This window comes from Polaromonas sp. P3_A5 (assembly GCF_056403055.1).
On record NZ_JBFUGF010000001.1, the window covers coordinates 1056811 to 1072603 of the forward strand.

Below are 15793 nucleotides of genomic sequence, written 5' to 3' on the forward strand. Positions count from 1 at the left end.
GCGACTTGGCTCGAAAGAGCGAATGTTGTCACTACCAGGAGTGGTAGTTCAGTTGGTTAGAATACCGGCCTGTCACGCCGGGGGTCGCGGGTTCGAGTCCCGTCCACTCCGCCAATATTGATAAGGGTTAGCAGGTAAGTATCTGCTAACCCTTTTCTCTTTTCCGGCCCTTGTTTCCTGACTGCGTCCTCAAGATTTGGTGCGTGGCGCAAAGCAGCGGTATCGACCCTGCTTTTCTATTGCCGGATTCTTCCGTTTCCACTGACGATCGTCATCTCCACGAAGCGCGAACCATTGCGCATCCCCGGGCGAAATCCGATGACATATCCTCCCAGGTCAAAGCTGTCCAGTCCATCCAGAGCGGAAGCAAAACCTTCACGGGTCACACGCAAGCCTTGCCGCCGGGCCGCTTCAACAATCACCTTGGCCGCGATGAAGCCTTCCATCATTGCGTAGCTGATCGGAACATCCTGCGCTCCGGCTGTTGCCGCGATGTCGTTGAACTCCTTGGAAAGCCGATTTGTCAGTTTGTAGGGGCTGGGCGTAACCTGAGCGATCGCGATGCCTTGCATCTGCTCGTCAGAAAGCCGTTTCGCCATCTGCTCAATGTCCGCGCCCGAGTGTGCAAACAGCTGGGCCGTTCCTCCGGCCGAGCGGTATTTTTCAATAAAACCGGAAGCTGCACCTCCACTTGCAATCATGATGATCGCCTGCGGCGAGGCTTGCAGCATGGCGTCAGCGGCGGCAGTCACGCGGCTGGTCCCGGCGTCATAACCCGCCGTTTGCACGATCCTGGCCTTGGCATTCGCCGCTGCTTCCTGTGCGGCGGCGACGAGTGGCGCAGCACCGGGGCCGTTTTCGTAAAACAAGCCAAGCCTGGTGATTCCGACTGTCGCCAGGTGCGCCGTGATTCTCGCAAGTTCGTCTCGCAATGTGGCGCGCACGCCATAAAGTTGCGGAACGTCCAGATTCAGTTCGGTCGCGCGGAAGCCGACCAGCACGATGTGCTCGCGCTCAAATATGCCCGCGCTGACCAGCTGGGCGATATTGCGGCTTCCAAAATAGCCGGCAAGCACCACTGGCTTGTCCTCGGCCAGAAGCGCGCGCGTTTGGGTGAGTGTTTCATCGGGGCGTCCAGCGTCGTCGCGGCGCGCCAGGATGAAGGTGTTTCCGTTGACCCCGCCCGCCTTGTTCACGGCGTTGAAATGCAACTGCATTCCAGCTGCATAGGCGCGGCCCTGGCTCGCGTCAATGCCGGTCAACGGCGCCACCTGACCGACTACAAGCTGCGCGGCCAGCACGGACGACGCTATACCGCTTGCGATAACCAGGCCCGCCAGGCGGGAAATCAACTGACCAGTTCTCATTTCCAGTTTCCTTAACGCGGTCCAACTCGCACGTGCAACGCTTTCACCTGTCAAGCCTGAGGCTGTAGATAGTGAGTCCAGCCCCATGGGTAACAATCAATCGGAGAAGGCCACGAGGTCCTTGCCGGCCGCCACTTTCAATCGATCCGGATGTTGGAACGCAGGGCGATCACGCGCATGCGGGGCAGCTCGTTTTCGATGCGCGCAGCAACCGTGGCAGCGGGCTCCCAGGCGTATTCGAGTCCGTTCGCGACGAGTTTTTCGCGAAGCTCGGGATCCTTCATCGTCTCGGCCAGCGCCTTCTGCAGCTTGGCTTTTACATCCGCCGGCACCCCCTTGGGCGTGGCAATGGCCAGCCAGGAATCGGCCGAGAAACCTTTGAAACCGCTCTCCGCCACAGTCGCCACCGTGGGCATTTGCGTCGCGCGGCTTTCGCCGGTGACGGCGATGGCTTTGATCCTCGGCTTCGCCGCCTTCAGTTGCGGCAGCGCCGCCGCGACGGTGTCAATCGAGAAGGGGATTTGGCCGGCCATCAGGTCGGTCATCGCTGGTGCGCTGCCTTTGTAAGCGATGTGCTGCAGCTTGATGCCAGCGGCGCTCCAGAGCATTTCACCGGCGAAGTGCCCTGTGGTGCCGTTGCCGAACGAGCCGTACACGTACTTGTCCGGTGCGCGTTGCACCGCTGCGATCAGCTGCTTCAGGTCGTTGACCGGGACATCGGAGTTGGCCAGAAGAACAAGGGGAACGCGCGCCACCATCCCGACAGGCTCGAAACTCTTGATCGGGTCGTAAGGCAGCTTGGGCATGAGTGCCGGGTTGACCGTGAAAGTGGATCCCGAGCTGATAAGCAGCGTGTAGCCGTCCGGCGCCGCCTTGGCGACGAATGCGGCACCGACGATGGTGCCGGCGCCCGGCCGGTTGTCGATGACCACAGGTTGCCCCAGGCGCTCACCCAGCTTCTTGGCGACCAGCCGTCCGGCGATGTCGGTGGCGCCGCCCGGCGGAAAAGGAATGACCAGTTGGACCGGCTTGGACGGATAGCCCTGCGCGTGAACGCTGGCCCACGGGGCCAGCAAGACCAGCGCCATGGCCAGGAAGAAGCGCTTCTCATACCTTGGGTTCATCATCGTATTGCTCCTCTTTGATACGGCATGGGCCGCGTTGATCAACCGTTGCGAAACAGGAAACTGCAGGCATTGCGTTTCGACGTATCCAGAATCCCAAGCGGCAAAGTTGGAGGGCATGTCGGAAATCCGCTTGAGGAGTCAAGGAAAGTCTATCGCCGAGGCCGCGCAACAGGGTTGCAACATAATTGACTTTTAAGATCAGTTATTCGAATAATTAGATTTGAAAACTTGGAGAAGTGTGTGATTAAAGAAAAAAGAGAAATAAAAGTGCGTTTACAGAATGAAACAACTGCCCCACGACCTGACCTGGACCGGGTTGATCGCGTGATCCTGCGCCTGCTCCAGCGCGATGCATCGATCTCCAATGTGGCACTGGCGGCCAAGGTGCACCTGAGCCCCGCAGCCTGCCTGCGTCGGGTGGAGCGCCTGAAATCGATGGGCCTGGTACAGCGCATCGTCGCGCTGCTCAATCCTGCGTCGCTGAACCTTGGCATGCTGGTCGTGATCGGCGTGGTGTTGGACCGGTCCACACCGCAGTCCTTCGCCGACTTCGAAAAAGCGGTGCAGAAGGTGCCGGGCTGCCTGGAATGCGTGGTGGTGACGGGCGAGTTCGACTACTTCGTCACCGTCCGCACGCAGGACAACGAATCGTTTAACCGCCTGCATGCCGCGGAGCTGCTCTACCTCCCGGGGGTGCGGCAGATCCGCACCTTCGTCGTGCTGAAGCAGGTGCTCTCAACGACGGAACTGCCTGTTATGTAGTTTTCAGGGTGTTGACAATCCCGATGAAGGTTGAAGCACACCCGACCATAGACAACGCGCATTTCCTCGCTTCCTTCTTGCGATGTCTCGGGTCCTTGAGACTCGCATGTGAATTCAGGAGCGACCGCTCAACAGGGCAGTGGTGGTATCAAAGGTAACGATGGTCCCCGCAGCAGAGTCCGATAGCGTGTTTCGTTCATAATGAGAATAATTCCCATCTACGACGCGCGCCTGGTCAGCCACCGCCACATCTCGTCTGCCGCTTGAAGGGATCCGTCACCTCCATGGCAATGACCGACCTGTGCTTGAGCGCTATTACCAAGAACTGCTGAACTTCTGTTCCCGCACGGTGCGAAACCGCGATGCTGCGGCTGATGTCGTGCAGGAGAGCTATGCGCGCGTCCTGGCGGTGCAGCATTCCGGCCAGGCGGTGCCTGAGCCGCGCGCACTGCTCTACCGCACAGCACGCAACCTGCAGATCGACCAGCACCGCCGCAGTGAAGTGCGCGGCGATGCGCTGCATCCCGATGCCGAGGCCTCGGCCGCCGAGCTCGAGAATCTCGCGGCGCCGCTGGCCTGCGAGCCCGATGCTGCGGCGTCTTCCGCGCAAGGGGTGAACGCCCTGCTGGCCACGATTGATGCCCTGCCTTTGCGCTGCCGCGAGGCTTTTATCCTGCACAAGTTTGACGGCCTGCCGCATGCGGAGGTGGCCGAGCAGATGGGCATCTCGCGCAAGATGGTCGAGCAGCACATCAAGCTGGCCATGGACGCCTGCAGGCGTTGCAAAGACGCGCTCGACGGGGCACCCGCCACCGCCGGCCCAACTTCTACCCCCATCTCTACCCCGGTGCTCCGACGAAGAAAACCCGCCCGCGAATGACTTTCGGCTTTCGAATGAATTTTTATTTGTATTCTTATTTTCCCGGCATAGGGTTTCGGCTTGTTCGTGCGTCTACATCCAAGAGCCGATAAGCACACCATGAACATCCCGCCGCCAGCCCACCCGCCAGCCGCACCGTCCACAGAGCCCGACGAAGCGGCGCTGGACTGGTTCGTGCGGCATACCGGTGGGCAGCTTGGCGCGGCGGACGAGGCTGCGTTCCTGGCCTGGCTGGCGGCGGACAGCGCCCACGGCGCGGCCTTTGCGCGCCACCAGCGTGACTGGCGTTTGCTCGACGCGCTGCCGGCAGATGGCTTGCGCACGCTGAGACAGAACCTCGCCGACGACAAAGCCGCTGCCGCCGTCCGTACCGCGCCGCGCCGGCGCGCCTGGTGGCAGGGGCTGTCTGCCTGGTTGCCGCAGGGCGCACTGGCCGCCGTGGCGTTGATGGTTTCCTGCGGGGGCTATATGGCCTGGAGCCTCTGGCGGCAGCAACCGGTGTTCGAGCAGAGTTTTGCCACCACGCGAGGCCAGCAGCTGGAGGTGGTCTTGCCGGAAGGCAGCCGCCTGAGGCTGGACACCCTGACCACCGCCGACGTCACGCTTTACCGTGAGCGCCGTGAAGTGCGCCTGCCGCAGGGAGAGGCAATGTTCCAGGTCAAGGGTGACCCGGCGCGTCCTTTCGATGTGCTGGCCGGGCCTTTGCGCATCACGGTGGTCGGCACGCGGTTTTCTGTGCGCTACACGCCCGGTGTGCCGGGCCGTGCGGGTGTGCAGGTTGCGGTGGAAGAAGGGCGTGTGCGCGTGGCGCGCGCCGAACGGTCCGCTACCGATGCGGCGGTTGAGCTGGTCGCCGGCCAGCAGATCGCGAGCGACATGTCGGGATTGCTGGGCGCGGTGTCTGCCTTGCCCGCAGCCGGGATTGCGCCCTGGCGTGAAAGCCGCGTCAGTTTTGACAACACGCCTCTGAACCAGGCTCTGGCCGAGTTCGAGCGTTACGGCCCGGTGCATCTGACGGTGCGGGAGCCGGCCGTGGCCGCGCTGCGCGTGACGGGCACGTTCGACCCGCGGCGGCCGGGCAACTTCGCCCGCATCCTGCAGCAGGTCTTGCCCGTGAAGCTGCGCGAGCAGGGCGGCGAGGCCGAGATCGTCTCTGCCGGTCATTAGTCATTCGCCGTTAGCCACTAACTATTAGTTATCGGTTTGAGCTGCCTGGCCTGCTGGCCGAAGCAGGTGACATCAGGACACAAAAAAACTTTTGTGCGCGACCTAGGGTTTCCCAGAGCCCACGCGTCTACATGAGAAGGATTCTTATTTAAACCTTCTCCCGGAGATTGCACGCATGCCTCGTTCCCGCTTCCATCTACCCCCGTTGGCCCTGGCTTTGGCCCTCGGAAGTACGGTGGCTTTTTCCCAAAACACCGGCAGCACGCGTGCCGCCATACCGGTACAGGTCAGCATTGCGGTGCAGCCCCTGGCCCAGGCGCTGAACGACCTGGCGCAGCAGGCCCGGCTTGAGTTGATGGTGCAGCCCGCATTGGTGGCGGGCAAGACGGCGCCGGCTGTGTCTGGCCGTTTGACGCCGCAACAGGCGCTGGACAGGCTGTTGGCCGGCAGCGGCCTGGCGGCGACCATCGACGGCAATGTGTTTGTGGTCAAGCCTGTTTCAACGTCATCGGGCGCGGCAACCTTGCCGCTGGTGACCGTGACGGCCGGCGCGGAGCAGGAAACGGCCACCAGCGGCGGCAATGGCTACGTCGCCAAGCGCAGTGCCTCGGGTTCCAAGACCGACACGCCCATCATCGAGACGCCGCAGTCGATCTCGGTGGTGACCAAGCAGCAGCTGGAAGACCAGAAACCGCGCAGCGTTTCCGAGGCCTTGAATTACTCGCCGGGCGCCTTCACAGGGCTGGTGGGCGCGTCCAATCGCTACGACTACGTGGCGCTGCGCGGCTTCAAGGACAGCAGCGTAGACAGCACCCTGCTTGACGGGCTGCGTATGTTGAGTGACCAGGGCAGCTATACCTCGATGCAGGTGGATCCTTATTTCCTGGAGCGCATTGACGTGGTGCGGGGCCCTGCGTCTGTGCTGTACGGACGCGCGTCGCCGGGCGGCCTGGTGGCGCTGACCAGCATGACACCGCAGTACCAGCCTTACCGGGAAGTACAAGTCACCACCGGCAACCGCAACCGCCGGGAAGCGGCTGTCGATCTTTCGGGGCCCATCGACAAAGACGGCGTGATGGCCTTTCGCCTGTCGGCACTGACGCGCTCGCTCGACTCGCAGTTCAGCACAGTCAAGGAAGAGCGCCAGGCGATTGCTGCATCCCTGGCGATCCACCCGTCAAACGACACGCGCCTGTTGCTGCAGGCTTATCTCCAGGATGACCCGGAGGGCAGCTATCACAGCGGGGTTCCGGCGGACGCCAGTCTCAATGCCAATCACAACGGCCGCCTGATTTCGCGTTATTTCTTCGATGGAGATTCCAGTGTCGAGAAATACCAGCGCAAGCAACGCTTCCTCGGCTACCAGTTCGAGCATGCCTTTAACGATGCGTGGAAGTTCCGGCAGAACTTCCGCCACGTGACGGCGAATACCACGCTGCGCCAGATCTACGGTTATGGCTGGGCCAGCGCCAACGAGTTGACGCGCTACTATTCCGGCGCCACGGAGTCGACACGCGGCAACACCATCGACAACCAGCTTGAAGGCCACTTCCAGACGGGCGCGCTCAAGCACACCCTGCTGACCGGGCTGGACTACCAGAAGCGCCGCGTCAGCGGGAGCTGGGAGTCGGGCAGCGCGCTGCCGATCAACGTGTTCAATCCAGGCTACGGCGCACCGGGCCTGACCGGCGTGACCAGCGACCCTATCGATCGCCAGCTCGAGCAAACCGGCCTCTACCTGCAAAACCAGACGGAGCTGGACCGCTGGCGCTTCACGCTGGGCGGCCGCATGGACTGGGCCAAGGCCTCCAACCAGTATGGTTCGGGAAATCCGGCGCAGTGGAGCGGCTCCAAATTCACCAAGCGGGCCGGCATTGTCTATCTGTTTGACAACGGCGTTGCGCCCTACGTGGGTTATTCGGACGGCTTTAATCCCAGCCTGCGCAATGACCGGCAAGGCAACAACCTGCCGCCCGCGGAGACCAAACAGCTGGAAGTCGGCATACGCTACCAGCCCAAGGACTCCAACACCTTGCTGTCGGCGGCGGTGTACGACCTGTCGCAGAAAAATGTCGCCACACGCCCGGTAGGCGCCACCTACTTTGAACCTACCGGGAAGGTGCGCTCGCGCGGCCTGGAGCTGGAAGCCCGTTCGCAGCTGAGCCGCAAGGTCTCGGTGATGGCGAGCTACACCTATACCGACATGAAGTTCACCGAATCGTCGGATGGCTTCACCGGCAACACGCCGTACCAGGCGCCGCGCCATATGGCCTCGGTCTGGGGCGACTGGAACTTCTCGCAGGGCTACACCATGGGTGCGGGCGTGCGCCATGTGGGCTCGAGCTGGGTCGACAACGCCAACAGCATGAAGGTGCCGCCCTACACGCTGGTGGACCTGATGCTGCGCGTCGATCTGGCCCAGCTGAATCCGTCGCTCAAGGGCGCCAACCTTCGCCTGAGCGTCAATAACCTCCTCGACAAGACCTATGTGGCGTCGTGCCTGAGCCAGCAGTACTGCTACTGGGGCGACGCGCGCAGCGTCAACGCGACCGTGACGTATCAGTGGTAGGAACGCGGCCCGGTGCGGTAGTCAGCGGCGGGCATTCTTTTGATCACCATGCGCCACCGGATGGCGCACCAGAAATCAGGGAGTTCAGTGCAATGAAAAATGATGTCTATGACTTTATTGCGATCGGGCTTGGACCCTTCAATCTGAGTCTGGCCTGTCTGGCGGAGCCGATCACCGGGGTGAACGCGGTTTTTCTGGAGCGCAATGCGGAGTTCAACTGGCACCCCGGGATGCTGATTGACAACACCACACTGCAAAACCCCTTCCTGGCCGACCTGGTGAGCCTGGCGGACCCCACCAGCTGCTTCAGCTTTCTCAACTACTGCAAGGAAGAAGGGAAAATCTATTCGTACTACTTCCGCGAGAGCTTCTACCTGACGCGGGCTGAGTACAACGCCTACTGCCGCTGGGCGGCGGCGCGCCTGTCCAACGCGCGCTTCGAATATGACGTGCAGGAGATCGTCCACGACATCGAGAACGGCTGCTATGTCGTGACCGGTGTGCAAGGCCCGCAGCGCGAGCCTTTTGTCATGCGCTGCCGCAAGCTGGTGCTGGGCGTTGGCTCCAAGCCCCGTTTCCCACAATGTTGCGCGCCGGGCGGGCATCGCTACCTGCATACCGCCGACTACATCACCCGCAAGGCCGAGCTGCAGAAGAAGCGCTCCATCACCATCGTCGGCAGCGGCCAGAGCGCGGCCGAGGTCTACCACGACCTGCTCAAGGACGCCGACGGGCACGACTACAGCCTGACCTGGATCACCCGCTCTTCGCGCTTCTTCCAGATGGAGACCACCAAGCTCACGCTGGAGATGTTCTCCCCGGACTACATCGATTACTTCTACAACCTGGCCGATGGGAAGAAGGAGCGCATCGTGCGCGCGCAGGACAGCCTGTACAAGGGCGTCAATGCCAGCCTGATCAACCAGATCTATGACCTGCTGGACGACAGGCGAAAGCAGGGGCCGCTGCGCACGCACCTCATTACCAATTGCGAGTTGCAGGGGTGCCGCTACGACGCCGGAAGCGACAGCTACGAGATCGAATTCCGTCAGCTTGACTGCGACGCACGTTATGCGCACCGCAGCGAGGGGCTGGTCTTTGCCACGGGTTACCGCGAAAACATCCCGCCTTTCGTTGACGGCATCCGCCACCGCCTGCGCTGGGACGAACAAGGCCGCTATCGCCTCGCGCGCAATTACGCTGCCGATTTCAACGGCAACGAGATATTCGTGCAAAACGCCGGCCAGCACACCCATGGCATGACCAACCAGGACCTGGGCATGAGCTGCTACCGCAACTCCTACATCCTGCGCGAACTCACGGGCGTGGAGCACTACAAGATAGAGCGACGCGTCGCGATCCAGGATTTCACCATTCCAGCCACTGCGGACTTTGTCCTGCTCTGAGGCCTGAGGCGCACAACCAACATGAACCTCAGATTCCACATCATCACGATGACGGTGCTGGCCGTCATCAGCGACGCCATCCTGATTCCCTTCTATCCGCAGTTTTTCAGCGCCCGCTACGGCATCGACAGCCCCATGCATGTGGGCGCCTACGTGGCGGCTATTTCCATCGCCGTGATGTGCACGCTGCCGCTGTGGGCGCGCGTGGCGCGCCGCGTCGAACCGCTGCACCTGCTGGTCTACACGCAGTTTGCCGCCGGCACCTTCAGCCTGCTGAGCGACTGGGCGCCTACCGTGGAGATCTACTGGGTACTGTCGATGATGATGTTCATGTGCAAGAGCAGCTATCTGCTGATGTACCCGTACATGATGCGCCTGACCCCCAAGGAGCAGCATGCGGCCACCATTGGCATCCTGTCGGTGGTGGTGCACTTCGGCGCCATCTTCGGCGCGGTGGTGGGCGGCTTTGTGCTGCAGACCTGGGGGCCGCGCGCCAGCATTTTGGCCATGGCGGCCGGCGACTATTTCCAGATGGCCGTCTGCTTTTACCTGATCCGCAGCGGAAAGATCATTCGCGTCAACACCGGTGAGCAGGCAATGGCCGAAGCCACCGAAGCGCGCCGCGTCGGGCTGCTGGCCCGCCTGCCGATCCTGAAGCTGGCGCTCGTGATGCTGATGTTCGACTTCAGTGCCTACCTGATCCGCCCCTTCTTCGCGCTGTACTGGCAGAAGATCACTGGCAACGACAGCGAGCTGCTGTCCGGCATGGCCTTCGCCATACCGGGCGTGGTGGCCATCATCGCGTTGCGCCTGCATGCCTGGATACGGGCACGCGGCGGGGACCTGCCCGACCACACGGTGGGCAACCTGATGCTGGGCGCGGTCGGCCTGTTGCTGCATGCCGCACCTGATCCTTTCCTGGTCGTGCTGGGGCGCGTGCTGTACGGCTGGGCCTTCTTCCAGATCATCGTCAAGCTGGAGGTCAACCTGTTCCGCTTATCCACGCCGCAACGCTATGCACAGGACTACAGCATCACCAATTTCTTCCAGAACATGGGCGTGCTGCTGTCCTCGTTTGCGGCGGGTGCGATTGTCAATCGCTACGGGCTGCATGTGCCATTCCTGCTGGCGGCCGGCGGCTTTGTCCTTACAGCGCTGCTGGACCGCCTGATCCTCAAAGTGCCCAGCGCCGGGCATCTGGAGGAAGGCGACAAGTCAGCCCATCCCGCCTCTCTAAAGGAGCCCGCCCATGCCAATTGATACTGACACGATCCATCGCCGCGCCGATGCCGTGCAAAGGCCTTACCGCGACGAGGCCGGTTTTGTGTTCCGTCCGCTGCGGATACCGGAGGATATCCCCACTTTGCACCGCTGGTTTACGCAAGAGCGTGCGGCCTTCTGGCTGATGCAGGACAAGACCGAGGACGAAGTTCGTGAGGCCTACCAGCGCATGATGGATTCCGGCGGCGCCACGCCCTACATCGGCTGGTACGAAGGCCAGCCAGCCTTCCTGGCGGAGTGCTACGACCCCGCGCAGGACCGCATTCGGGCCTTCTACAAAGTGCAGCCCGGCGACCTGGGCATGCATATTTTTATCGGCCCGCCCCAGCAGCGCATCGCCGGGTACTCGCGCACTGTGTTTTACGCGCTGATGCGCTTCATGTTCGAGCACCTGGGTGCGCAGCGCATCGTCGTGGAGCCCGACGCCACCAATCACAAGGTCCATGCCTTGAACCGGTCCGCGGGCTTTGCCTACGACCGTGATGTGGTCTTCCCCGAGAAGATCGCCAGCCTCGCCTTTTGCACACGGCGGGATTTTGAACAGGCTACGGCCGCCACCCTAGAGGAAGTCCATTCATGAACGTCACCATCGCCCACCAGATCGCGCACGACCCGGCCCAATTCGCCGCCCACCTGACGCCGGAGGTCTGGGCTCAGGCCAACCGCCTGCTGTTGCGCAAAGCCATTGCCGAATATGCCCATGAGATCATCATCGAACCGGAGCAACTGCGTGCAGGGAAGGGTGGCTTCGCGTTGTACCAGGTGTGCTCGGATGATGGCGCCGTGTCCTACCAGTTCGAAGCACAACGCCTGGCGCTGCGTCATTGGTACATCAAACCGGAATCCATCTGCAAGCTGGTGAACGGCACAGACCAGCCGCTGGACGCGCTGCAGTTCATCATCGAATGCCGCCAGCGTCTGGGCATACGTGATGAGCTGCTGCCCATCTACCTCGACGAGATCAGCAGCACGCTCTTCGGCAGCGCCTACAAGCGCATGAAGGCAGACGCACCCAGCAGCGCCCAGCTGGCTGACGCCACCGACTTCCAGACCATCGAAGTCGCCATGACCGAAGGCCATCCGGGGTTTGTCGCCAACAACGGACGGCTGGGTTTCACCGCGGCCGATTACCAGGCCTACGCGCCTGAGGCCGGCTCGGAGATTCGCGTCATCTGGCTGGCCGTGCACAAAGACCACGCGGCTTTCTCCAGCATCTCCACGCTCAGCTACGAGCAGTTGCTGGCTGAAGAGCTGGGGCAAGAAACCGTGGACGGCTTTAACCGCGAAGTGGCGGCACTTGGCGTGAGTCCGGCCGACTACAACTTCATGCCGGCTCACCCGTGGCAGTGGTTCAACAAGCTGTCGATCGCCTTCGCTGGTTATGTGGCCCAGCGCAAGATCATCTGCCTGGCCTACGGCCGCGACACCTACATCGCCCAGCAGTCAATCCGCACCTTCTTCAACACCAGCGACCGCAGCAAGCGCTATGTGAAGACCTCCCTGTCCATCCTGAACATGGGCTTCATGCGCGGCCTGTCGCCTTATTACATGTCGGGCACACCGGCTATCAATGAGTTCATCAAGGACCTGGTGTCGGGCGATGTCTTCCTGCGCGCGAACGGCTTCACCATCCTGCGAGAGGTCGCGTCAATCGGCTTTCGCAACCACTATTACGAAGCCGCGATACCGGTCGACACCCCTTACAAGAAGATGTTCTCGGCGCTGTGGCGCGAGAGCCCGCTGCCCTTGCTCAAACCGGGCGAACGCTTGATGACCATGGCCGCGCTGCTGCATGTCGACAAGGACGGCCACGCGCTGCTGCCTGAACTGATCCGCCGTTCCGGCCTGAGCACAAAGGCCTGGCTGAAAAGCTATCTGGCGTCTTACCTCACGCCGCTGCTGCATTGCTTCTACAAGCACGACCTGACCTTCATGCCGCATGGCGAGAACCTGATCCTGGTGCTCGACAAGCATGTGCCGGTGCGCGCCATCATGAAAGACATCGCCGAGGAATGCGCCATCCTCAATATCGAAGCGAAGGCGCTGCTACCGGAGCGCGTCAATCGCCTGGCGGTCGATGTGCCCGACCATTTCAAACTGCTGGGCATCTTTATCGACGTGTTCGACGGCGTGCTGCGCCACATCAACCAGGTGCTGGTGGAAAACGCCTGCTGCAGCGAGGGAGACTTCTGGCAATCGGTGGCCGACTGCGTATCCGATTACCAGGATGCCCACCCCGAGATGGCCGCAAAGTTCGCGCACTATGACATGTTCGTGCCCGGGTTCCTGCATTCCTGTCTGAACCGCCTGCAACTCGGCAACAACGTGCAGATGGTCAACCTGGCCGACCCCGCTTCCAGCCTGAAGATGGCCGGCAATCTCGTGAACCCGATTGCCGGGCTCCGCCGCCGCGCCGCGCACCGGGCCGAGGCAGAACCGGTTGTGGAAAGCGTTGCATGAGCTTTGACATGCGGGCGGAGGACACCGTGCGCGACGGCGCTCCGTTGCAGGCGTGGGCGTCCGCGCCCAACGCTGACCTCGCCCGCGTGTTGCAACTGGCCGGGCGCATCGCACCCTCGCTGCGCGGCGAGCAGGGCGATGCACCTCTGCCCAGCGCACTGCGTCATGGCGACGACGCAGCGGCCAGACCGGGCCCGTTGCGGGCGTTGTGCCGGCACTGGGCAGAGGCCTACCCCGAAGCCGGCGCGCACTATGTGGCGCTGCGTTGTTGGGGCCTGGCGATCTGGCAGCCGGTCTACTTGAGCGTGATCGCCGCGCATCTTGATACGCATGTCCCGCGGCTGGCTGGCCTGGCACAACCCGTGGTGGACGGGTTTCCCAGCGGCTTTCAATTGCCGGTGCACGCGCCCATGAAGGCCGCGACGCTGCCTTCACGCATCCACCTGGCATCAGGCGAGCTGCGCGAACTGTGCCAATCCACGCGCGCGGCACTGATGCCGTTGGTGACCCTGCATGCCCGCGCCGCTGACCGGTTGCAGGCCGAGTGTGTGTTGGGCGCGCTGCTGCTGGTCCATCGCAGCACCCCCGCCTTGGGGGATGCCGAAGTTGCGGCGCTCGGAGAGGAATGGCTGGTGCAGCTGGGTATTGCCGGCGGCTGCGGCTTCTTTGCCTACCGGGCGCGCGATGGGACGCCCGCGCTCGCCCTGGATCGCAAGGTGTGCTGCCACTACTTTCGCCGCCATGACGGCGAGAAATGCAGCACCTGCCCCAAGCTCCCGTTCGACAAGCGTATCGCCCGATTGCTGGCCGATCCTTCGTAGTCCGGGCCATTGATTCCGCGATGCGGCTGTGCCCTTCTCAAGGCCGGTGTGCTTCGCCACGCCCTGGAGAGTTCCATGAACGATATCGCACGCCTGGTGCATGTCATGCCGGCCGATCCGCAGCTGCCCGTAGGCGCGTATTTCGACGAAGCCCTGTTCGCGCGAGAACAGGCCTTGATCTTCAACCAGTCCGCCCGCTACCTCGGCCATGAAAAAGCCGTGCCGCAGGTCGGCGACTGGCACCGGCTCGCGCAGGAAGGCGGAGGCCGCGTGCTGGTGCGTAATCCGCAGGGCGTGGAGCTGTTGTCCAACGTCTGCCGGCACCGGCAGGCGCTGATCCTGGGCGGTGAAACCGGCAACGTCAGCGGGCCGGCCAACCCCAAAGGCAACCTGTCGGCTGCCGGCGGGAACATCGTCTGCCCGCTGCATCGCTGGACTTACAACAGCAGCGGCGAGTTGCTGGGCGCGCCGCAGTTCGAGCAAAAACCCTGCAAGAGCCTGCAGCGTTTTCCCTTGCGGAACTGTCACGGCCAGCTGTTCGAAGGCCCGCGCGACCCGGCTCAGGATATGGCGCCGCTGTTCGAGCGGCCCGAGTTCGATTTTTCGGATTACGTGCTCGACCACGTGGAAATTCACCAATGCAACTACAACTGGAAGACCTTTATCGAGGTCTATCTGGAGGACTACCACGTCGCGCCTTTCCATCCCGGCCTGGGCAGCTTCGTCAGTTGCGACGACCTGAGCTGGGACTTTGCCGACTGGTACAGCATGCAGCGTGTCGGTGTGCATGAGTCGCTTGGTGCGCCGGGCTCTGATATTTACAGTACCTGGCACGACCGTCTGCTGAATTACCGCACCGGCACCCCGCCCGACTTCGGCGCGGTTTGGGTGACTTACTTCCCCACTCACATGATCGAGCTGTACCCGCATGTATTAGTCCTCTCCACGCTTTATCCCAAAGGGCCGCAGGACACGGTCAATGTGGTGGAGTTTTACTATCCCGAAGAGATCGCCGCCTTCGAACGGGAGTTCATCGAAGCGCACCGCGCCGCCTACATGGAAACCGCCCGGGAAGACGACGAGATCGGCGAGCGCATGGATGCGGGCCGGCGCGCGCTGCTGGCGCGCGGCGTCTCGGACACCGGGCCCTACCAGTCGCCGCTGGAAGAGGGCATGCAGCATTTCCACGAGTGGTACCGGCGGACCATGGGTGCCTCATCTCCCCCTTGAAGCCGGGATGCCGCTAGCCTCACAATGCAGCCATGCGCAAACATTTCTCCGAAACCACGGGCCCGCAGCGGCTCACCCTGGGCCTGGTGGCCGGGCTGATTGTGGCGGCGCTGCCGCTGCCCCTGGGCTGGCAGTTTTGCGGCTTGCTGGGCTGGTGTGCCGGCGTCGGCGTTTATCTGTGGCTGGCCTGGTGGCTGTGCGTGCGCTTTGACGCCAAACGAACGCGCGAACGTGCACAGGCTCAGGACGAACCCAGCGTGGTGCTGTTTTTACTGATGCTGCTGGCCACCATGGCCTGCGTCGCCGCCATTACGTTGATGATGCAACAGGCAAAAAACCTGTCGGGTATGGAGCGCACGCTGCACATCGTGCTCTCCGTTGCGGCGCTGGCTGCCTCCTGGCTGTTCATGCAGACGATTTACGCGTTTCGCTATGCCCATCGCTATTACCACGAAGAAAAACTCGGGGAGCCCGATGGGCCCGGTCTGTGTTTTCCCGGCGGGCTGGACCCGGATTATTTCGATTTTTTGTACTACGCCCATGTGGTCGGCATGACCTCACAGGTCTCCGACGTGCAGGTCACCTCGCGCGAGATGCGCCGGCTGACGCTGGTGCACAGCGTGCTGTCGTTCGGCTTCAACATGCTGATCCTGGCGCTCAGCATCAATGTGGTGGCGGGCGCGCTGCAATAAGCGGCCGCAACGCCCATGTACTCAGGCCCGG

Annotated in this window: 13 protein-coding genes and 1 tRNA gene; 12 read left to right on the top strand and 2 right to left on the bottom strand. The window is 62.4% G+C overall.

The window, feature by feature from the left end; all coding sequences use genetic code 11:
- Positions 1-37: 37 nt before the first annotated feature.
- Positions 38-114: transfer RNA gene (locus AC1DU8_RS05075), tRNA-Asp, on the top strand.
- A gap of 122 nt (positions 115-236) precedes the next feature.
- Here the strand turns inward: AC1DU8_RS05075 and AC1DU8_RS05080 are convergent.
- Both AC1DU8_RS05080 and AC1DU8_RS05085 read right to left on the bottom strand, forming a co-directional pair.
- Complete coding sequence (locus tag AC1DU8_RS05080; protein WP_477689435.1) at positions 237-1367, bottom strand: ABC transporter substrate-binding protein; 1131 nt, start codon at positions 1365-1367, stop codon at positions 237-239.
- Positions 1368-1504: 137 nt separating this feature from the next.
- The gene (locus AC1DU8_RS05085; RefSeq protein WP_457280958.1) at positions 1505-2491 is read right to left on the bottom strand and encodes a Bug family tripartite tricarboxylate transporter substrate binding protein; all 987 of its coding nucleotides are present in this window, start codon (positions 2489-2491) and stop codon (positions 1505-1507) included.
- Positions 2492-2761: 270 nt separating this feature from the next.
- Between AC1DU8_RS05085 and AC1DU8_RS05090 the strand changes: the two genes are divergently transcribed.
- The 11 genes from AC1DU8_RS05090 to AC1DU8_RS05140 all read left to right on the top strand — a co-directional run bounded on the left by AC1DU8_RS05090 (position 2762) and on the right by AC1DU8_RS05140 (position 15762).
- Entirely contained in the window at positions 2762-3256 is a 495-nt protein-coding gene (locus AC1DU8_RS05090) for an Lrp/AsnC family transcriptional regulator (RefSeq protein ID WP_457279917.1), read from the top strand.
- Between the two features lie 301 nt (positions 3257-3557).
- Positions 3558-4136, top strand: coding sequence for a sigma-70 family RNA polymerase sigma factor (locus tag AC1DU8_RS05095; protein ID WP_457279918.1), 579 nt, complete (start codon positions 3558-3560; stop codon positions 4134-4136).
- Between the two features lie 99 nt (positions 4137-4235).
- Positions 4236-5303, top strand: a complete 1068-nt coding sequence (locus AC1DU8_RS05100; protein WP_477665553.1) for a FecR family protein — start codon at positions 4236-4238, stop codon at positions 5301-5303.
- Positions 5304-5478: 175 nt separating this feature from the next.
- Complete coding sequence (locus AC1DU8_RS05105; protein ID WP_477726512.1) at positions 5479-7872, top strand: TonB-dependent siderophore receptor; 2394 nt, start codon at positions 5479-5481, stop codon at positions 7870-7872.
- 92 nt (positions 7873-7964) lie between these two features.
- On the top strand, positions 7965-9278 hold the full coding sequence (locus tag AC1DU8_RS05110) for a lysine N(6)-hydroxylase/L-ornithine N(5)-oxygenase family protein (RefSeq protein WP_477726513.1): 1314 nt from the start codon (positions 7965-7967) through the stop codon (positions 9276-9278).
- 21 nt (positions 9279-9299) lie between these two features.
- Positions 9300-10538, top strand: a complete 1239-nt coding sequence (locus AC1DU8_RS05115; RefSeq protein ID WP_477689214.1) for an MFS transporter — start codon at positions 9300-9302, stop codon at positions 10536-10538.
- On the top strand, positions 10528-11139 hold the full coding sequence (locus AC1DU8_RS05120) for a GNAT family N-acetyltransferase (RefSeq protein ID WP_477689215.1): 612 nt from the start codon (positions 10528-10530) through the stop codon (positions 11137-11139). The genes AC1DU8_RS05115 and AC1DU8_RS05120 overlap by 11 nt, the downstream gene beginning before the upstream one ends.
- A complete protein-coding gene (locus tag AC1DU8_RS05125; RefSeq protein ID WP_477726514.1) occupies positions 11136-13019 on the top strand; it encodes an IucA/IucC family protein in 1884 nt (627 codons plus the stop codon). The genes AC1DU8_RS05120 and AC1DU8_RS05125 overlap by 4 nt, the downstream gene beginning before the upstream one ends.
- Complete coding sequence (locus AC1DU8_RS05130) at positions 13016-13840, top strand: siderophore ferric iron reductase (RefSeq protein ID WP_477726515.1); 825 nt, start codon at positions 13016-13018, stop codon at positions 13838-13840. The genes AC1DU8_RS05125 and AC1DU8_RS05130 overlap by 4 nt, the downstream gene beginning before the upstream one ends.
- A gap of 75 nt (positions 13841-13915) precedes the next feature.
- Complete coding sequence (locus AC1DU8_RS05135) at positions 13916-15070, top strand: aromatic ring-hydroxylating oxygenase subunit alpha (protein ID WP_477726516.1); 1155 nt, start codon at positions 13916-13918, stop codon at positions 15068-15070.
- A gap of 32 nt (positions 15071-15102) precedes the next feature.
- Positions 15103-15762 carry a DUF1345 domain-containing protein gene (locus AC1DU8_RS05140; protein ID WP_457279927.1) on the top strand — a complete coding sequence of 220 codons (660 nt, stop codon included), beginning with the start codon at positions 15103-15105 and terminating at the stop codon, positions 15760-15762.
- The last annotated feature ends 31 nt before the right edge of the window (positions 15763-15793 follow it).

What these genes read in the sequence shown, in the direction of transcription:
- AC1DU8_RS05135 (WP_477726516.1), top strand. Translation starts at nt 13,916, where the DNA reads ATGAACGATATCGCACGCCTGGTGCATGTCATGCCGGCCGATCCGCAG.
- AC1DU8_RS05120 (WP_477689215.1), top strand. Translation starts at nt 10,528, where the DNA reads ATGCCAATTGATACTGACACGATCCATCGCCGCGCCGATGCCGTGCAA.
- AC1DU8_RS05110 (WP_477726513.1), top strand. Translation starts at nt 7,965, where the DNA reads ATGAAAAATGATGTCTATGACTTTATTGCGATCGGGCTTGGACCCTTC.
- AC1DU8_RS05085 (WP_457280958.1), bottom strand. Translation starts at nt 2,491, where the DNA reads ATGAACCCAAGGTATGAGAAGCGCTTCTTCCTGGCCATGGCGCTGGTC.
- AC1DU8_RS05105 (WP_477726512.1), top strand. Translation starts at nt 5,479, where the DNA reads ATGCCTCGTTCCCGCTTCCATCTACCCCCGTTGGCCCTGGCTTTGGCC.
- AC1DU8_RS05115 (WP_477689214.1), top strand. Translation starts at nt 9,300, where the DNA reads ATGAACCTCAGATTCCACATCATCACGATGACGGTGCTGGCCGTCATC.
- AC1DU8_RS05130 (WP_477726515.1), top strand. Translation starts at nt 13,016, where the DNA reads ATGAGCTTTGACATGCGGGCGGAGGACACCGTGCGCGACGGCGCTCCG.
- AC1DU8_RS05100 (WP_477665553.1), top strand. Translation starts at nt 4,236, where the DNA reads ATGAACATCCCGCCGCCAGCCCACCCGCCAGCCGCACCGTCCACAGAG.
- AC1DU8_RS05140 (WP_457279927.1), top strand. Translation starts at nt 15,103, where the DNA reads ATGCGCAAACATTTCTCCGAAACCACGGGCCCGCAGCGGCTCACCCTG.
- AC1DU8_RS05080 (WP_477689435.1), bottom strand. Translation starts at nt 1,367, where the DNA reads ATGAGAACTGGTCAGTTGATTTCCCGCCTGGCGGGCCTGGTTATCGCA.
- AC1DU8_RS05125 (WP_477726514.1), top strand. Translation starts at nt 11,136, where the DNA reads ATGAACGTCACCATCGCCCACCAGATCGCGCACGACCCGGCCCAATTC.